Below are 923 nucleotides of genomic sequence, written 5' to 3'. Positions count from 1 at the left end.
AGATCAGCGACGCGGGCGACGATCCGGTCGCCCCGGTGGGGATGGGTGATGATCTGGCCCGAGGACGCCGCGGTGGGAGCAGCCGCGGGCATCGGAGCGGTTACGGAGGCCGGAGCGGCCGCCGGGCGCGCCTCGGGCGGGGCCGTCCGGGTTCGCGCCCCGCCGGTGGCGGCTTCGACGGACCGGGGGCCGCCGGTGGCGGGCACGGGCGGCGCGGAACGCACCAGCGCCTCCATCTCCCGGGCGCGCTGGCGTTCCATCCGGTGGCGGCGGCGATCCCGCGCGAAGCCCTGCAGGAAGAGCTGCACACCGGCCGCTACCAGCACTCCCGTGGCCAGGCCGAGGACGAACAGGCCCCAGGTGTCGAACGAGAGCATCTGTCCCATGATCAGGACTACGGTGTGACCGCTGTTCTCCAACACGAGATCCGCGGTGAGAACTCCAGCCACCAGCAACAGCACGACACCGACGGTTACCACCGAGACCTCCAGAACCATGGACGTTGGTATAAACGACGGAGAAAAGTCGATCTGGTCGACATACCCGGGTCCGGTCGCGGGGGAACCACGCCGCGGCGAAGTGGTCACGGGGCTAGCCGATCATGGCGGTCACCGCGGCGAGGAGCCGCCAGGCAGCCGCCTTGTCGAGCGGCTCATTGCCATTTCCGCATTTGGGCGACTGGACGCACGACGGGCACCCCGCCGGGCACTCACACGCTTCGATCGCGTCCCGGGTCGCAGCCAGCCAGGCACCGATTCGGAGGAATCCCCGTTCAGCGAAACCCGCCCCGCCGGCGTGTCCGTCGTAGACGAAGACGCTGGTGCGTTCGGTGTCCGGATGGAGCGCCGTCGAGACACCGCCGATATCCCAACGGTCACAGGTCGCGAACAGCGGGAGCAGACCGATCGCCGCGTGTTCGGCGG

General features: G+C 70.0%; 1 protein-coding gene and 1 pseudogene. Both read right to left on the bottom strand.

Features of this window, described 5'->3' with window-relative positions:
- Nucleotides 1–479 (bottom strand): annotated as a pseudogene (locus tag AC08ON_RS06150) (hypothetical protein); the annotation flags it as partial.
- A 112-nt stretch (nt 480–591) separates the two neighbouring features.
- The coding region (locus AC08ON_RS06145; protein WP_476616604.1) for a Zn-binding domain-containing protein at nt 592–923 on the bottom strand (332 nt) is incomplete at its 5' end.

The organism is Frankia sp. CoWAU3 (assembly GCF_977971855.1).
This window is presented reverse-complemented; position numbering and strand designations above follow the sequence as displayed.